The sequence below is a fragment of the Streptomyces sp. Je 1-332 genome (assembly GCF_040730185.1).
GTDB lineage: Bacteria > Actinomycetota > Actinomycetes > Streptomycetales > Streptomycetaceae > Streptomyces.
The window spans coordinates 2,080,039-2,096,306 of the sequence record NZ_CP160402.1 but is presented as its reverse complement, the minus strand read 5'-3'; the positions used below and the strand labels follow the sequence as shown (position 1 = coordinate 2,096,306).

Below are 16,268 nucleotides of genomic sequence, written 5' to 3'. Positions count from 1 at the left end.
TGGTCCTGCCGGACGGGCCACCGCTCGCCCCCGGCCCGCCGTTCATCCCCAGCCTCCGGTGGTCGTCCCCGCGGCGGGAGCCGGGCCCGTGCTCGCCCGCAGATGGTCCGCCTGGCGCCACAGGTCCACCAGAGCGACCCCGGGGGGCACGGCCACGGCCGTCCAGCCCGCCTCGCGCAGCATCCGGATCCGCTCGTCGCCGGGGCCCGAGGGAGCCCCGCCGGGGCCCTGGGCCCAGACCGTGCTGTCCAGGACGAAGGCGACCGCGGCTCCGCTGCGCTGCCGCATCTTGGCGGCCACCGTCGCCTGCTGCTGGTCGAGGTCGCCGAAGAAGGCGATCAGCAGGCCTTCGTTGCCCCCGCGCAGCACGTCGTACGCGGGCGAGAGCCCCGTGCCGTCCGAGTGGTCGATCACCGCGAGGGTGTCCATCATCAGACCCGCCGCGTCCGCCGACTCCTGGCTGGCGCCCGCGAAACCGTCCGAGCCCTCACCGGGGACGGAGTTCCCGGTGTCCGTCAACAGCCGTACCGAAAAACCCCGTTCGAGCATGTGCACCAGAGCGGAGGCCGTGCCCGACACCGCCCATTCGAAGGCCGATTCGGGCCCCGCGCCCCGGAAGGCGTGCCCCCGGGTGTCGAGGAGCACCGTGCAGCGGGCCCGCTGCGGCTGCTCCTCGCGGCGCACCATGAGCTCTCCATAGCGGGCCGTGGAGCGCCAGTGGACGCGGCGCAGGTCGTCGCCGTGGCGGTAGCCCCGCGGGATCACGTCGTCCTCGCCCGCGAGGGCAAGCGAGCGGTTGCGCCCGTCGCCGTAGCCCTTGGCCTCGCCGGTGAGCCGCACCGGAGGCAGCGCCTCCACCCGCGGGATGACCGTCAAGGTGTCGTACGTCGAGAAGGAGCGGGTCAGTTCACACATCCCGAACGGGTCCGTCAGACGCAGCTGCAGCGGTCCCAGCGGATAGCGCCCCCGCAGGTCCGAGCGGACGCGGTAGGACACCTCACGGCGGCCGCCCGCCTCCACCCGGTCGAGCACGAACCGGGGCCGCGGCCCCAGGACGTAGGGCACCCGGTCCTGGAGCATCAGCAGACCCGTGGGCAGCCTGGAGACGTTGTCCATCCGCAGGTGGACACGCGCCTCCGAACCGGCGGGCACGCGCGCGGGGGAGAGCCTGCGGCTGCCCGCGACGCGGTAGCGGGTGCGGTAGAGCACCGTCGCGCACACCAGCGGGAGCACGGCGAGCAGCAGCCCGACCCGGAGCAGATCACTCTGCCCGAGGACGTACGCGCAGATGGCGGCGGCGACCCCGGCAGCCAGGAACGAACGCCCGCGCGTGGTCAGTCCCGCGAGCGCGGTCCGCAGTCCGCCCTTGCCCTCCTCGGCCTGCGCCGGCTGCGGCCCCCCGGCCGCCATCACAGCCTCCGGGCGCCGGGCGGCTGCTGGTTGAAGTAGCCGCTGTTCGGCTGGGCGGCGGCGGGCACGGGCGTGCGCTGGAGGATCTCCAGGACGACCGATTCGGCCGTACGCCGGTTCAACTGGGCCTGCGCCGTGGGCAGCAGCCGGTGCGCGAGCACCGCGACGGCGAGGGCCTGGACGTCGTCCGGCAGGGCGAACTCCCGGCCGCTGAGCGCGGCGGAGGCCTTGGCCGCGCGCAGCAGGTGCAGCGTCGCGCGCGGCGACGCACCGAGTCTCAGGTCCGGGTGGTTGCGGGTCGCTCCCACCAGGTCCACGGCATACCGCCGTACGGCGTCGGCGACGTGGACCGTGCGGACCGCGTCGATGAGCTTCACGATGTCGTGCGCGTGCGCCACCGGCTGGAGGTCGTCCAGCGGCGAGACACCGCCGTGCACGTCCAGCATCTGCAGCTCGGCCTCCGCGTTCGGATAGCCGATCGAGACGCGCGCCATGAAGCGGTCGCGCTGCGCCTCGGGCAGGGGGTAGGTCCCCTCCATCTCGACGGGGTTCTGCGTCGCCACCACCATGAAGGGGCTCGGCAGTTCGTACGTCTGCCCGTCGATGGTGACCTGGCGCTCCTCCATGGACTCCAGGAGCGCCGACTGCGTCTTGGGGGACGCGCGGTTGATCTCGTCGCCGATCACGATCTGCGCGAAGATCGCGCCGGGCTTGAACTCGAAGTCCCGGCGCTGCTGGTCGAAGATCGACACACCGGTGATGTCCGACGGCAGCAGGTCAGGTGTGAACTGGATGCGCCGCACGGAGCAGTCGATGGACCGCGCCAGCGCCTTGGCGAGCATGGTCTTGCCCACGCCCGGTACATCCTCGATCAGCAGATGCCCCTCGGCGAGGAGCACGGTCAGCGAAAGCCGTACGACCTCTGGCTTGCCCTCGATCACACCCTCGACCGACCCGCGGACACGCTCCGCTGTGGCGGTCAGATCTGTGAGGCTCGCTCGATCGTCATAGGTCGTCACCCGGCCCTCCTCGGACACGTTCTCCGGGCCGACGCGTTTGTGTGCGGCCCGGCCCACCCCGAATCACGGACACCACGCGTGAATGGTTCAGCGTGATGCCCCACCCGCATTCTTGTTGGGCATACCGGGTTGTGTCACTCGCCCGTGGATAACTGGCGGCGATATGTCGGGTCTTACGGCCTTTTGGCGGCCGAGCCGGTCCGGAAAGGGCCGGCCCGGACCCCGTCACGCAGGGTCGATCTCCCGCAGCAGACCTGTGGTCACATCGAAGACGAATCCCCGCACATCGTCGGTGTGCAGCAGGAACGGCGAGGTCCGCACCCGCTGCATCGACTGCCGAACGTCCTGGTCGACGTCGCGGAAGGACTCCACCGCCCAGGCGGGCCGCTGGCCGACCTCGAGTTCAAGATCGTGCCGGAACTCCTCGGTGAGGCTCTCCAGGCCGCAGCTGGTGTGGTGGATCAGTACGACGCTGCGGGTGCCGAGGGCACGCTGGCTGATCGTCAGGGAACGCATGACGTCGTCGGTGACCACGCCGCCCGCGTTGCGGATGGTGTGACAGTCGCCCAGTTCGAGGCCGAGCGCGGCGTGCAGGTCGATGCGGGCGTCCATGCACGCGACCACGGCCACGTTGAGGACGGGGCGTGCGTCCATGCCCGGATCGGTGAAGGCCTTCGCGTACCCCTTGTTCGCCTCGACGAGGCGATCGGTGACGGTGCCGGCGGCGGTTATCCCACCGTTCGGCTCTGCGGGGGAGTGGCCCGTGGAGGATGCGGAAGTCGACATGGCTATGACGTTAGTCGGCACTGATCGCTCGGGCCCGCTGTGAGAAGGGACAAAGAACGTCAATGAGTCTTGTTATGAGCTAACCCACAGGGGTGCGGCGCATGCCCCCGAACGGGTGACGGGGCGCTGTCCGGGGCTCGCCGATGACCCGTCCGCGACGCGCAGGCCAGTTGATTGACCGGGCGACGGGGTGGACTAAAGTGACGCGAAGTGGGAGGGCCGTGACCTGCTCCCCGCTGGAATGTTCACCCCGGGGATTGACCTGAATCCCCCCGCGTGCGCGGCGCGTACGTACGGCTCGGCCTCCTCCCGCTCTCGGTCGGCTGACGCCACTTCCCCGGCGCCAGCAGGCCATTCCCCTTCTTGAGCGGGCGGGGACCCGGCCGTGCGCACGTCTCGCCGCGCCGGATCTGAGAGGGCCCTTTGAGCCAGACCCGACACGTCCCGGTGATGCTCCAGCGATGCCTGGACCTGTTGGCCCCCGCGCTCGCCCAGCCGGGCGCGGTCGTCGTCGACTGCACCCTTGGACTCGGCGGCCACAGCGAGGCCCTCCTGTCGACCTTCCCCTCGGCCCGCCTCATCGGCCTGGACCGCGACAAGGAAGCGCTGCGGCTCTCCGGAGAGCGGCTCGCCCCCTTCGGAGACCGGGCCGAGCTCGTGCACGCCGTCTACGACGAACTGCCCGATGTGCTCGACCGGCTCGGCATCGCGAAGGTCCAGGGCGTCCTCTTCGACCTCGGCGTCTCCTCGATGCAACTCGACGAGGCGGACCGCGGCTTCGCCTACGCGCAGGACGCGCCCCTGGACATGCGCATGGACCAGACGACCGGCATGAGCGCAGCCGAGGTCCTCAACACGTACGCACCGGGCGAACTGGTGCGGATCCTGCGCCAGTACGGCGAGGAGAAGCAGGCCAAGCGGATCGTGAGCGCCGTGGTCCGTGAGCGCGAGAAGGAGCCGTTCAGCAACAGCGCGCGGCTCGTCGAGCTGATCCGTGACTCCTTGCCGCAGGCCGCCAAGCGCACCGGCGGCAACCCCGCCAAGCGCACCTTCCAGGCCCTGCGCATCGAGGTCAACGGCGAGCTGAGCGTCCTGGAGGCGGCCATCCCGGCGGCCGTGAAGGCCCTCGCCGTGGACGGCCGCATCGCCGTCCTGTCGTACCACTCGCTGGAGGACCGGCTGGTCAAGCAGGTGTTCGCGGCCGGCGCCGCGACGACCGCGCCCCCCGGCCTGCCCGTCGTCCCCGAGCGCTACCAGCCCCGGCTCAAGCTCCTCACGCGCGGCGCCGAACTCCCCACCGAGGAAGAGATCGCCGAGAACCGCCGGGCGGCCCCGGCACGGCTGCGGGGTGCGCAGCGCATCCGCGAGGAGACTCCGTGAAGCGCGCCCGCCGGGAGCACCCGTGAACGGCGTCCCTGAGGAGGCCCCATGAGCAAGAAGCCCGAGCTGCGGGGGAGGGCGGCCCGGCTCGCGCGGCTGCTGCCGTCGGGGCGGAACCAGGCCGCGCGCACGCCGTTCGTGCTGCTCGTCGTGCTGTTGCTCGGCGGCGGTCTGATCGCCCTGCTGATCCTGAACTCCTCGCTCAACGAAGGCTCGTTCCAGCTGAGCGAGCTCAAGAAGCAGACGACGGAGCTCACCGACCAGGAGCAGGAGCTCCAGCGGGACGTGGACGCCTACGCCGCCCCCGACGCCCTCCAGCGCCGCGCCCGTGAACTCGGCATGGTGCCGGGCGGCGACCCGGCCTTCCTGAACCCGGACGGCACCGTTCGCGGCGTCCCCGGCACCGCCGAGCAGTCCGCGCTTGAGCCCGACCCGCGCCCCCAGGAGGTGGCCTCCCCGGCGCCCTCCGTCTCGATCCCGGCGCTGCTGCCGCCCGCGGAGCCCGCGGAGCCCGCAGAACCCACAGAGCCCGCGCTGCCCCAGGCCTCCCCGGTACCCTCCGCCGCGGCCTCGGAAGCCCCGCCCACGCCCGACCTCCCCGCGACGCCCGGCCCCACGACCTCCGGCAGGTGACGTAAGTGACGGACCGCCAACCCCCGCGACGCAGGGTCCCGGGTCCCGCGCGGCCCTCGCGCCCCGCCCGCCCCGGTGAACAGCGCCGCCCCGGAGGAGGGCCCCGCCCCGCCGCCCGCCGGCCACGCCCCGCCACCAAGGCCCGCACCATCCGGCTCGGCAGCCCGCGGCCCCGGCTTCGCATGGTGAGCCTCGGCCTGACCCTGGTGATGCTCGCTTTTGTCGTACGCCTGCTCCAGGTGCAGGCGGTCGACGCGAGCGTGTACACCTCCAAGGCCGAGAAGAACCGCTACTTCAGCCATGTCCTGACCGCCGAGCGCGGCGGCATCACCGACCGCCGCGGCGTCGAACTGGCCGCCAGCGTGGACGCGTACGACATCACGGCCGACCCCACGATGTTCACCGCGAAGGAGATGGGCATCAAGGACGCGCCCGAGCAGGCCGCGGCCCTCCTCGCCCCGATCCTCGACAAGGACGCCGACCGGCTCACCGAACAGCTGAAGACCCCCAAGACGCGCTACGTCCTGCTCGCCCGCCGGCAGACCCCGCAGGTCTGGAAGCAGATCAAGGACCTGCGCGGCGCACTCGCCGACAAGGCAGGCGCCGACAAGAAGAGCGCCAACATCCTGGCGGGCGTCTTCCAGGACCCCAGCAGCAAGCGCGTGTACCCGAACGACGATTTGGGCGCCGGGATACTGGGCTGGGTCAACGCCGAGGGCAAGGGCGCGGGCGGCCTGGAGCAGCAGCTCAACAAGGAACTCGCGGGCAAGGACGGCAAGATCAGGTACGCCCAGTCCGGCGGCCACCAGGTGCCGACCGCCGGCAGCACGGAGACGCCCGCCGTGCCCGGCTCCGACGTCGAGCTCACCATCGACCGCGACATCCAGTGGGCCGCGCAGAGCGCCATCACCAGACAGGTGGAGAAGTCGCAGGCCGACCGCGGTTACGTGATAGTGCAGGACACCAGGACCGGCGAGATCCTCGCGATGGCCAACTCCCCGGGCTTCGACCCGAACGACCTCTCGCAGGCCGACGGGACGGCCATGGGCAACGCCGCGCTCCAGGACGCCTTCGAGCCCGGTTCCACCGCCAAGGTCATGTCGATGGCCGCCGTCCTGGAGGAGAACGCGGCCACGCCCGCGACCCGCGTGACGGTCCCCAACCGACTGCACCGCGGCGACCGGCTCTTCCAGGACGACATCGACCACCCGACCTGGCACCTCACGCTCAACGGCGTGCTCGCCAAGTCCTCCAACATCGGCACGATCCTGGCCACCGGCGAACTGGGCAAGACCCAGAAGGAGGCCAACCGGTCGCTCTACTCGTACCTGCGCAAGTTCGGCATCGGCAGGGAGACCGGGCTCGGCTTCCCCGGCGAGACGTCGGGCATCTTCGCGCCCGCCGACAAGTGGTCCACCTCGCAGCAGTACACGATCCCGTTCGGCCAGGGCTTCTCGATCAACGCGATGCAGGCGACCTCCGTCTACTCGACCATCGCCAACGACGGCGTACGCGTCGAGCCCACGCTGGTGCGCGGCACCAAGGGGCCCGACGGCCGCTTCACGCCCGCGTCGAAGCCCAAGAAGACCCGGGTGGTGAGCGCGAAGACCGCCAAGACCGTGTCGCACATGCTCGAATCGGTCGTCGACGACGAAGAGGGCACGGGCACCAAGGCCCGCATCCCCGGCTACCGGGTCGCGGGCAAGACGGGTACGGCCAACCGGGTCGATCCCGAGACCGGCAGGTACAAGGGCTACACCTCGTCGTTCGCCGGTTTCGCGCCCGCCGACAAACCGCGCGTCACCGTCTACTGCGCGATCCAGAACGCCACCAAGGGCAGCTACTTCGGCGGCCAGATCTGCGGACCCATCTACAAGGAAGTCATGCAGTTCGCCCTCAAGACGCTCCAGGTCCCGCCCACCGGCAAGGGCGCGGCCCGGCTCCCCGTCACCTTCGAACCCTGAGCCCCTACCAGGACATTCCCGTGACAACGATCACTCCGGGGCCGGGGAACCAGCCCCCGCCACACCGCCCGCTTGGCTCTGAGCCCGGTGCGCCCGGTACGCTCACCGCCGTGCCACACGCTGATCAGTCCCAAACCACCCAGAAGGGCGTTCCCGTGACATATCCGGGACCGCCGCGGCCGGTCCAGGTCTCCGCGACGCCGCTCGCCAGGATCGCCGATCAGCTGGGCGTCGCCGCCCCGGGCACGGGGGAGGTCAGCGGCATCACGCACGACTCCCGCGCGGTCCGCCCCGGCGACATCTACGCCGCCCTGCCCGGCGCCCGGCTGCACGGCGCCGACTTCGTCGCCCAGGCCGCCGACCTCGGAGCCGCCGCGATCCTCACCGACCCGACGGGCGCCGAACGCGCCGCCGTCACGGGCCTGCCGGTCCTGGTCGTCGACGATCCGCGCGGCTCCATGGGGGAGCTCGCGGCCACGGTGTACGGCCATCCGGGCCGCGATCTGCTGCAGATCGGCATCACCGGCACGTCCGGCAAGACCACCACGGCGTACCTCGTCGAGGGCGGCCTCGAGGGCATCAAGTCGACCGGCCTCATCGGCACGGTCGAGATGCGCATCGGTCAGGAGCGGATCAAGTCCGAACGTACGACCCCTGAAGCGACCGACCTGCAGGCGCTGTTCGCGGTGATGCGCGAGCGCGGCGTCGAGGCCGTCGCCATGGAGGTCTCCTCGCACGCCCTCGTGCTCGGCCGGGTGGACGGCTGCGTCTTCGACGTCGCCGTCTTCAACAACCTCAGCCCGGAGCACATGGAGTTCCACTCCGACATGGAGGACTACTTCCAGGCCAAGGCGCAGCTGTTCAGCAAACAGCGCTCCAAGGTCGGAGTGGTGAACTTCGACGACGAGTACGGGCGCCGGCTCATCACCGAGTCAGAGGTCCCGGTCACCACCTTCTCCGCCGAGGGCCACCCCGACGCCGACTGGCGCGCGGAGGACGTGGACGTCCGGCTCTTCGACTCCACGTTCGTCGCGGTCGGCCCGCAGGGGGAGCGGATCATCGCGAAGTCCCCGCTGGCCGGTCCCTTCAACGTCGCCAACACGCTGGCCGCGATCGTCTCGCTCGCCGTCGCCGGGATCGACCCGCAGCAGGCCGCCGACGGCGTCGCGGCGGTGCCGGGCGTTCCCGGCCGCCTGGAGCGCATCGACGAGGGCCAGCCCTACCTCGCGGTCGTCGACTACGCCCACAAGACGGACGCTGTCGAATCGGTCCTGCGCGCCCTGCGCAAGGTCACCGAGAACAAGCTGCACATCGTCCTCGGCTGCGGCGGCGACCGGGACAAGACCAAGCGGATGCCGATGGGCGCCGCGGCGGCCCGCCTCTCCGACACCGCCGTACTGACCTCCGACAACCCCCGTGGCGAGGACCCCCTCGCGATCCTCGCCACGATGCTCGCCGGCGCCGCCGACGTGCCGATCCACGAGCGCGGCGACGTCGCCGTCTTCGAGGACCGCGCCGCCGCCATCCGCGCGGCCGTCGCCCGGGCCGAACCGGGCGACACGGTGCTCGTCGCGGGCAAGGGCCACGAGCAGGGACAGGACATCGCCGGGGTGGTGCGTCCCTTCGACGACCGCCAGGTACTTCGCGAAGCAATCCAGCAAACCCAGGGATGAATCTGTGATCGCCCTCTCCCTCGCCGAGATCGCCACTGTCGTCGGCGGGCAGCCGCACGACATACCGGATCCGTCCGTCCAGGTCACCGGACCGGTCGTCAGGGACTCCCGTGAAGTGGAGCCAGGCAGCCTCTTCGTCGCCTTCGCCGGCGAGCGCGTCGACGGCCACGACTACGCGTCCGCCGTGGTCGAGGCGGGCGCCGCCGCGGTCCTCGCCTCGCGCCCCGTCGGCGTGCCCGCCATCGTCGTCGACGACGTGCAGGCGGCGCTCGGCGCTCTCGCGCGGCACGTCGTGGAGCGCCTCGGCGCCACACTCGTGGCGCTCACCGGCTCCGTCGGCAAGACGAGCTCCAAGGACCTGCTCGCCCAGGTCCTGCGGAGCAAGGCGCCCACGGTCTTCACGCCCGGCTCGCTCAACAACGAGATCGGCCTGCCGCTCACCGCCCTCAGCGCCACCGACGAGACGCGGTTCCTCGTCCTGGAGATGGGCGCCCGCGGCATCGGCCACATCCGCTACCTCACCGGCCTCACCCCGCCGAAGATCGGCCTCGTGCTCAACGTCGGCACCGCCCACATCGGCGAGTTCGGCGGACGCGAGCAGATCGCAGTGGCGAAGGGTGAACTCGTCGAGAGCCTGCCCGCCGACGGCACCGCCGTGCTCAACGCCGACGACCCCCTCGTCCGCGCCATGGCTTCCCGCACGAAGGCGCGCGTCCTGCTCTTCGGAGAGTCCGCCGACGCCGACGTACGTGCCGAGAATGTCCGGCTCACAGACGTCGGACAGCCTGCCTTTACGCTGCACACACCCTCCGGGTGCAGCGACGTGACCTTGCGGCTGTACGGTGAGCACCACGTGTCGAACGCGCTTGCCGCGGCCGCCGTCGCCCATGAGCTGGGCATGTCCGCAGACGAGATCGCCCGCGCGCTCTCCGAGGCGGGCACGCTGTCCCGCTGGCGGATGGAGGTCACCGAGCGCCCGGACGGCGTGACGGTCGTCAACGACGCCTACAACGCGAACCCCGAGTCCATGCGAGCCGCCCTGCGCGCGCTCGCGGCCATGGCCAAGGGACGTCGTACGTGGGCGGTGCTCGGTCACATGGCCGAGCTCGGTGACGAGGGGCTCGCCGAACACGACGCGGTCGGACGGCTCGCTGTCCGGCTGAACGTGAGCAAGCTCGTGGCAGTCGGGGGCAGGGAAGCGTCCTGGCTCCAACTGGGCGCATACAACGAGGGTTCGTGGGGTGAGGAGTCGGTGCACGTGTCCGACGCACAGGCGGCGATCGACCTGCTGCGCAGCGAGCTGCGCCCGGGAGACGTCGTGCTGGTGAAGGCTTCCAGATCGGTCGGTCTCGAGCGGGTCGCCACGGCGCTGCTCGATGACTCCGCGTCTCCCGAGGGGCAGGTCGCCGGCCGATGAGGCAGATCCTCTTCGCGGGTGTGATCGGGCTCTTCCTGACCCTGGTCGGAACCCCGCTCCTTATCAAGTTCCTTGCCCGCAAGGGCTATGGGCAGTTCATCCGGGACGACGGCCCGCGCGAGCACCACAGCAAGCGCGGTACGCCGACCATGGGTGGCATCGCCTTCATCCTCGCCACGCTCATCGCATACTTCCTCACGAAGATCATCACGGGCACGGAGACCACGCTCTCCGGTCTCCTCGTGCTCTTCCTGATGGCGGGCATGGGCCTCGTCGGCTTCCTCGACGACTACATCAAGATCGTCAAGCAGCGCTCGCTCGGTCTGCGCGCCAAGGCGAAGATGGCCGGACAGCTGATCGTCGGCATCGGCTTCGCCGTGCTCGCGCTGAACTGGCCCGACAACCGCAACCAGACCCCGGCCTCCACCAAGCTGTCGTTCGTCACGGACTTCGGCTGGTCGATCGGCCCGGTGCTCTTCGTGGTCTGGGCGCTGTTCATGATCCTCGCGATGTCGAACGGCGTGAACCTCACCGACGGCCTCGACGGCCTCGCCACGGGCGCCTCGGTGATGGTCTTCGGCGCGTACACCTTCATCGGTGTCTGGCAGTACCAGGAGTCCTGCGCCAACGCGGTCACGCTCACCAACCCACAGGCGTGTTTCGAGGTCAGAGACCCACTCGACCTGGCGGTGGTGGCCTCCGCGCTGATGGGCGCCTGCTTCGGCTTCCTGTGGTGGAACACCTCGCCCGCCAAGATCTTCATGGGTGACACCGGCTCGCTGGCCCTGGGCGGCGCGCTCGCCGGACTCGCGATCTGCTCGCGCACCGAGATGCTCCTCGCCCTGCTCGGCGGCCTCTTCGTCCTGATCACGATGTCGGTCGTCATCCAGGTCGGCTCCTTCCGCATGACCGGCAAGCGCGTCTTCCGCATGGCGCCACTGCAGCACCACTTCGAACTCAAGGGGTGGTCCGAGGTCCTTGTGGTGGTCCGCTTCTGGATCATCCAGGGCATGTGCGTGATCGTCGGACTCGGCCTCTTCTACGCAGGATGGGCAGCCAAGAAGTGACCAGCTGGCAGGGGAAGAACGTCACCGTCGCCGGGCTCGGCGTCTCCGGGATCCCGGCGGCCCGCGTGCTGCACGGCCTGGGCGCCGTCGTCACGGTCGTCAACGACGGCGACGACGAACGCTCCCGTACGCAGGCCGACGAGCTGAGGTCCGAGGGCATCAGTGTCCGCCTCGGTGACGGGGCCACCCTGCCCGAAGGCACCGAACTCGTCGTCACCACGCCCGGCTGGCAGCCGGACAAGCCGCTCTTCGCGGCAGCGGCCGCCGCCGGCGTCGAGGTGTGGGGCGACGTCGAGCTGGCCTGGCGCCTGCGCGGCCCCGATGCCGCTCCCTGGCTCGCGGTCACCGGCACGAACGGCAAGACCACGACCGTACGGATGCTGGCCTCGATCCTGGAGGCGGCCGGTCTGCGCACCGCAGCCGTCGGCAACATCGGGGTCTCACTCCTCGACGTCGTCACCGGCGACGAGCCGTACGACGTACTCGCCGTCGAGCTGTCCTCGTACCAGCTGCACTGGGCGCCCTCGCTGTGCGCCCACTCGGCGACCGTCCTGAACCTCGCGCCCGACCACCTGGACTGGCACGGCTCCATGGAGGCGTACGCCGCCGACAAGGGCCGGATCTACGAGGGCAATCAGGTCGCCTGCGTCTACAACGTCGCCGACAAGGCGACGGAGGACCTCGTCCGCGAGGCCGACGTCGAAGAGGGCTGCCGCGCCATCGGTTTCACGCTGAACGCGCCCGCGCCCTCGCAACTGGGCGTCGTGGACGGCATTCTGGTCGACCGTGCCTTCGTGCCGGACCGCCAGAAGCAGGCGCAGGAGCTCGCCGAGATCTCCGACGTGCAGCCGCCCGCGCCGCACAACATCGCCAACGCCCTGGCCGCGGCGGCTCTCGCACGCGCCTACGGCGTCCCGGCGACAGCCGTACGCGACGGACTGCGCGCCTTCCGCCCCGACGCCCACCGCATCGAACACGTCGCCGACGTGGCCGAGGTGGCGTACGTCGACGACTCCAAGGCCACCAACACCCACGCCGCGGAAGCCTCGTTGGCCGCGTACGAATCGATCGTCTGGATCGCGGGCGGGCTCGCCAAGGGCGCCACCTTCGACGAGCTTGTCACCAAGTCGGCCAAGCGGCTGCGGGGTGTTGTCCTGATCGGCGCCGACCGCGCGCTGATCCGCGAAGCCCTCGCGCGACACGCCCCCGAGGTCCCGGTCGTCGACCTCGAACGGACCGACACTGGGGCGATGTCCGAGGCGGTACGGCAGGCGGCGCGGCTCGCCGAGCCGGGGGACACCGTACTGATGGCTCCGGCCTGTGCGTCGATGGACATGTTCACCAACTACAACAAGCGTGGTGACGCGTTCGCGGACGCGGTCCGCGAACTCGGCGCGAGCGCCTGACGCGGACCCCGGTGGTCCGGGGCGCCCGGCACCCTTAGGAGGGCACGTGGCAGCGTCTTGGTGGCCGGTCGGGGGCACTGATGGCCGGCAGTAGCGGGCGCGCGCCCACGCGGCTCGCCAAGCGGCCCGCACCGATCCGTTCCGCGGGTGCACCCCGCCCCCCGCGGGAGAACCCGGTACGGCGGTCCTACACCCGCGCCAAGCGGGCCTGGGACCGGCCGCTGACCGCGTACTACCTCATCTTCGGCAGCAGCCTGCTGATCACCGTGCTCGGCCTGGTGATGGTCTACTCCGCGTCGATGATCCAGGCGCTGCAGCTCGACCTGCCCGCCGCGTACTTCTTCCGCAAGCAGTTCGTCGCGGCCGTGCTGGGCTCGATCCTGCTGCTCGTGGCCATGCGGATGCCCATCAAGCTGCACCGGGCGCTCGCCTATCCCATCCTCGCGGTGACCGTCTTCCTGATGGTGCTCGTGCAGATCCCCGGGATAGGGCGCAGCGTCAACGGCAACCAGAACTGGATCTATCTGGGCGGCCCGTTCCAGCTCCAGCCCAGTGAGTTCGCCAAGCTCGCCCTCGTCCTGTGGGGCGCCGACCTGCTGGCCCGCAAACACGACAAGCGGCTCCTCACCCAGTGGAAGCACATGCTGGTGCCGCTCGTCCCGGTCGCCTTCATGCTGCTCGGTCTGATCATGCTGGGCGGCGACATGGGCACGGCGATCATTCTCACGGCGATCCTTTTCGGCCTGCTCTGGCTCGCGGGGGCGCCCACGCGGCTCTTCGCGGGGGTGCTCTCGGTCGCGGCCCTGCTCGGCGTGATCCTCATCAAGACCAGCCCCAACCGCATGGCGCGGCTCGCCTGCATCGGCGCCACGGACCCCGGCCCCGGCGACCAGTGCTGGCAGGCCGTGCACGGGATCTATGCCCTCGCCTCCGGCGGATTCTTCGGTTCCGGCCTCGGCGCGAGTGTGGAAAAATGGGGTCAACTGCCGGAACCGCACACCGACTTCATCTTCGCCATCACCGGGGAGGAACTCGGCCTTGCGGGGACACTGTCGGTGCTCGCCCTGTTCGCGGCTCTAGGCTATGCGGGTATCCGCGTGGCCGGACGCACGGAGGACCCCTTCGTACGGTATGCCGCGGGAGGCGTGACCACCTGGATCACGGCGCAGGCCGTGATCAACGTCGGTGCGGTGCTCGGTCTGCTGCCGATCGCCGGTGTCCCGCTCCCGCTGTTCTCCTACGGGGGTTCGGCCCTGTTGCCGACCATGTTCGCCATCGGACTCCTCATCGCCTTCGCGCGGGAGGAACCGGCGGCAAAGGCGGCCCTGGCCATGCGGCAACCTCGGGTGAGATGGAACACGATGAGACGGCGCGTCAAGGCGCGTTCGTCCGGAGAGCGGTGAATTTCGGTGCATGTCGTACTCGCCGGTGGGGGGACCGCCGGCCACATCGAGCCCGCGCTCGCCCTCGCGGACGCCCTGCGGAGGCAGGACCCGACCGTGGGCATCACGGCCCTGGGCACGGAGCGCGGACTCGAAACGCGGCTGGTACCCGAGCGGGGCTACGAACTCGCGCTGATCCCGGCCGTTCCGCTGCCGCGCAAGCCCACCCCTGAGCTGATCACCGTCCCGGGGCGGCTGCGCGGCACGATCAAGGCGGCCGAGCAGATCCTGGAGCGCACGAAGGCTGACTGCGTGGTCGGCTTCGGCGGCTACGTCGCGCTGCCGGGGTACCTCGCGGCCAAGCGGACGGGCACGCCGATCGTCGTGCACGAGGCCAACGCGCGCCCCGGCCTCGCCAACAAGATCGGTTCGCGGTACGCCGCCGGGGTGGCCGTCGCCACGCCCGACAGCAAGCTGCGCAACTCCCGCTACATCGGCATCCCGCTGCGCCACACCATCGCCACGCTCGACAGGGCCCGGGTCCGCCCGGAGGCGCGCGCCGCCTTCGGCCTCGACCCGAACCTCCCGACGCTCCTGGTCTCCGGTGGCTCGCAGGGCGCACGGCGGCTCAACGAGGTCGTCCAGCAGGTCGCTCCGGTCCTCCAGCGCGCCGGGATCCAGATCCTGCACGCGGTCGGCCCGAAGAACGAAATGCCGTACGTCGAGAACATGCCCGGTATGCCGCCCTACATCCCGGTACCGTACGTGGACCGGATGGACCTCGCGTACGCCGCGGCGGACATGATGCTCTGCCGTGCGGGCGCGATGACCGTCGCCGAACTCTCCGCCGTCGGGCTTCCGGCCGCGTACGTCCCGCTGCCCATCGGCAACGGCGAACAGCGGCTGAACGCCCAGCCGGTGGTCAAGGCCGGCGGTGGACTCCTCGTGGATGACGCCGAACTGACGCCCGAGTGGGTGCAGGGCAACGTGCTCCCGGTGCTTGCCGATCCGCACCGGCTGTACGAGATGTCCCGTGCGGCCTCGGAGTTCGGCCGCAGGGACGCCGACGACCTCCTCGTCGGCATGGTGTACGAGGCGATCGCGTCGCGCCGCAACGGGTGAGACGGCACTAGAAGGCAAAGAAGGCAGGGACCGTGGCCGGACCGACCACCGCCGAACGGCAGAAGCTCGCCTCCGGCCCGCCCCGCCCCCCGCGGCCCCGCGCGCTCAAGCCGCGGGCGCGCAACCTGATCCTCTCGCTGATCGCGCTCGTCCTGCTCGGCGCGGGAGGAGTCTGGCTGCTCTACGGCTCTCCGTGGCTGCGCGTGGAGCGTGTGACGACTTCCGGGACGCGGATTCTGACGCCCCAGGCGGTGCACGAAGCGGCCGCGGCCCCGATCGGTGCGCCCCTGATTTCGGTCGACACCGGCGCTCTTGAGGACCGGCTGCGCAAGAAACTGCCGCGTATCGACTCGGTCGACGTCGTCCGTTCCTGGCCGCACGGAATCGGTCTGAATGTGACCGAACGCAAGCCGGTTCTCCTTATCGAAAAGGGCGGAAAGTTCGTCGAAGTGGACGCGAAGGGCGTGCGATTCGCCACGGTCGGACACGCGCCGAAGGGTGTTCCGCTCCTGGAATTGAGGCCGGATCAGGAGAACGCGGCGGCGAGTCTGCGCCGTTTCGACTCCCACCGGCTGCGGCGCGAGGCGGTACAGGTCGCGGGCGCGCTGCCCGCGGCCGTGGCGCGCGATACACGGGCCGTCAAGGTCCGTTCGTACGACTCGATCTCGCTGGAGTTGAACGGCGGACGCACCGTAGCGTGGGGCAGCAGCGAGAGGGGTCACACGAAGGCAAGCACACTCACCGCCCTGATGAAAGCCGCCCCCAAGGCACGGCACTTCGATGTGAGTGTCCCCACCGCCCCTGCCTCGTCGGCGAGTTGACGCATATCGTCGCAGGCCAGCACCCTGGTTCGGCAGCGCTACGGCTGATCACATAGGGTGAAAAGAAAAACGGGAGGTTCGGCGTGTTCGTTGAACGTGCGCCACTTGTCGACTTAGTGTCCTGTTCGGAAGAGTCCAAGGAACAGACACACTGGTAACCCTAAACTTCAACGTTAGGGTTCGGGTCG

The 16,268-nt window shown here is 70.4% G+C and carries 13 protein-coding genes; 10 read left to right on the top strand and 3 right to left on the bottom strand.

Annotation, left to right across the window (positions count from 1 at the left end; all coding sequences use genetic code 11):
• Window positions 1-42: 42 nt before the first annotated feature.
• From ABXJ52_RS09755 to ABXJ52_RS09745, 3 genes are all read right to left on the bottom strand, one after another.
• Window positions 43-1,410, bottom strand: a complete 1,368-nt coding sequence (locus tag ABXJ52_RS09755) for a DUF58 domain-containing protein (RefSeq protein WP_367040991.1) — start codon at window positions 1,408-1,410, stop codon at window positions 43-45.
• Window positions 1,410-2,429, bottom strand: coding sequence for a MoxR family ATPase (locus ABXJ52_RS09750; protein WP_367040989.1), 1,020 nt, complete (start codon window positions 2,427-2,429; stop codon window positions 1,410-1,412). The genes ABXJ52_RS09755 and ABXJ52_RS09750 overlap by 1 nt, the downstream gene beginning before the upstream one ends.
• Window positions 2,430-2,654: 225 nt before the next feature.
• Window positions 2,655-3,278, bottom strand: coding sequence for a carbonic anhydrase (locus ABXJ52_RS09745; RefSeq protein WP_367040986.1), 624 nt, complete (start codon window positions 3,276-3,278; stop codon window positions 2,655-2,657).
• A 360-nt stretch (window positions 3,279-3,638) separates the two neighbouring features.
• Here ABXJ52_RS09745 and rsmH point away from each other — a divergent pair, with 360 nt between their 5' ends.
• From rsmH to ABXJ52_RS09695, 10 genes are all read left to right on the top strand, one after another.
• On the top strand, window positions 3,639-4,595 hold the full coding sequence (rsmH, locus tag ABXJ52_RS09740) for a 16S rRNA (cytosine(1402)-N(4))-methyltransferase RsmH (protein WP_367040984.1): 957 nt from the start codon (window positions 3,639-3,641) through the stop codon (window positions 4,593-4,595).
• A 48-nt stretch (window positions 4,596-4,643) separates the two neighbouring features.
• Window positions 4,644-5,228 carry a septum formation initiator family protein gene (locus ABXJ52_RS09735; protein ID WP_367040982.1) on the top strand — a complete coding sequence of 195 codons (585 nt, stop codon included), beginning with the start codon at window positions 4,644-4,646 and terminating at the stop codon, window positions 5,226-5,228.
• A 5-nt stretch (window positions 5,229-5,233) separates the two neighbouring features.
• Window positions 5,234-7,192, top strand: coding sequence for a penicillin-binding protein 2 (locus ABXJ52_RS09730; RefSeq protein WP_367040980.1), 1,959 nt, complete (start codon window positions 5,234-5,236; stop codon window positions 7,190-7,192).
• A 20-nt stretch (window positions 7,193-7,212) separates the two neighbouring features.
• The gene (locus tag ABXJ52_RS09725; protein WP_367040978.1) at window positions 7,213-8,865 is read left to right on the top strand and encodes a UDP-N-acetylmuramoyl-L-alanyl-D-glutamate--2,6-diaminopimelate ligase; all 1,653 of its coding nucleotides are present in this window, start codon (window positions 7,213-7,215) and stop codon (window positions 8,863-8,865) included.
• A 4-nt stretch (window positions 8,866-8,869) separates the two neighbouring features.
• The gene (gene murF / locus ABXJ52_RS09720; RefSeq protein ID WP_367040976.1) at window positions 8,870-10,282 is read left to right on the top strand and encodes a UDP-N-acetylmuramoyl-tripeptide--D-alanyl-D-alanine ligase; all 1,413 of its coding nucleotides are present in this window, start codon (window positions 8,870-8,872) and stop codon (window positions 10,280-10,282) included.
• A complete protein-coding gene (gene mraY, locus ABXJ52_RS09715; RefSeq protein ID WP_160504534.1) occupies window positions 10,279-11,349 on the top strand; it encodes a phospho-N-acetylmuramoyl-pentapeptide-transferase in 1,071 nt (356 codons plus the stop codon). Before murF ends, mraY begins: the two co-directional genes overlap by 4 nt.
• A complete protein-coding gene (gene murD / locus ABXJ52_RS09710) occupies window positions 11,331-12,755 on the top strand; it encodes a UDP-N-acetylmuramoyl-L-alanine--D-glutamate ligase (RefSeq protein ID WP_367040973.1) in 1,425 nt (474 codons plus the stop codon). Before mraY ends, murD begins: the two co-directional genes overlap by 19 nt.
• Before the next feature lie 80 nt (window positions 12,756-12,835).
• Window positions 12,836-14,158: a putative lipid II flippase FtsW gene (ftsW, locus tag ABXJ52_RS09705; RefSeq protein WP_367040971.1), complete on the top strand. Its 1,323-nt coding sequence runs from the start codon at window positions 12,836-12,838 to the stop codon at window positions 14,156-14,158.
• A gap of 6 nt (window positions 14,159-14,164) precedes the next feature.
• Entirely contained in the window at window positions 14,165-15,259 is a 1,095-nt protein-coding gene (murG, locus tag ABXJ52_RS09700) for an undecaprenyldiphospho-muramoylpentapeptide beta-N-acetylglucosaminyltransferase (RefSeq protein WP_361188817.1), read from the top strand.
• A 32-nt stretch (window positions 15,260-15,291) separates the two neighbouring features.
• Window positions 15,292-16,080 carry an FtsQ-type POTRA domain-containing protein gene (locus ABXJ52_RS09695; RefSeq protein WP_367040969.1) on the top strand — a complete coding sequence of 263 codons (789 nt, stop codon included), beginning with the start codon at window positions 15,292-15,294 and terminating at the stop codon, window positions 16,078-16,080.
• Window positions 16,081-16,268 lie beyond the last annotated feature (188 nt).

Bases quoted from the DNA above. Each gene is read 5' to 3' on its own strand.
- ABXJ52_RS09755 (WP_367040991.1), bottom strand. From the start codon at position 1,410: ATGGCGGCCGGGGGGCCGCAGCCGGCGCAGGCCGAGGAGGGCAAGGGC.
- ABXJ52_RS09735 (WP_367040982.1), top strand. From the start codon at position 4,644: ATGAGCAAGAAGCCCGAGCTGCGGGGGAGGGCGGCCCGGCTCGCGCGG.
- mraY (WP_160504534.1), top strand. From the start codon at position 10,279: ATGAGGCAGATCCTCTTCGCGGGTGTGATCGGGCTCTTCCTGACCCTG.
- murD (WP_367040973.1), top strand. From the start codon at position 11,331: ATGGGCAGCCAAGAAGTGACCAGCTGGCAGGGGAAGAACGTCACCGTC.
- ftsW (WP_367040971.1), top strand. From the start codon at position 12,836: ATGGCCGGCAGTAGCGGGCGCGCGCCCACGCGGCTCGCCAAGCGGCCC.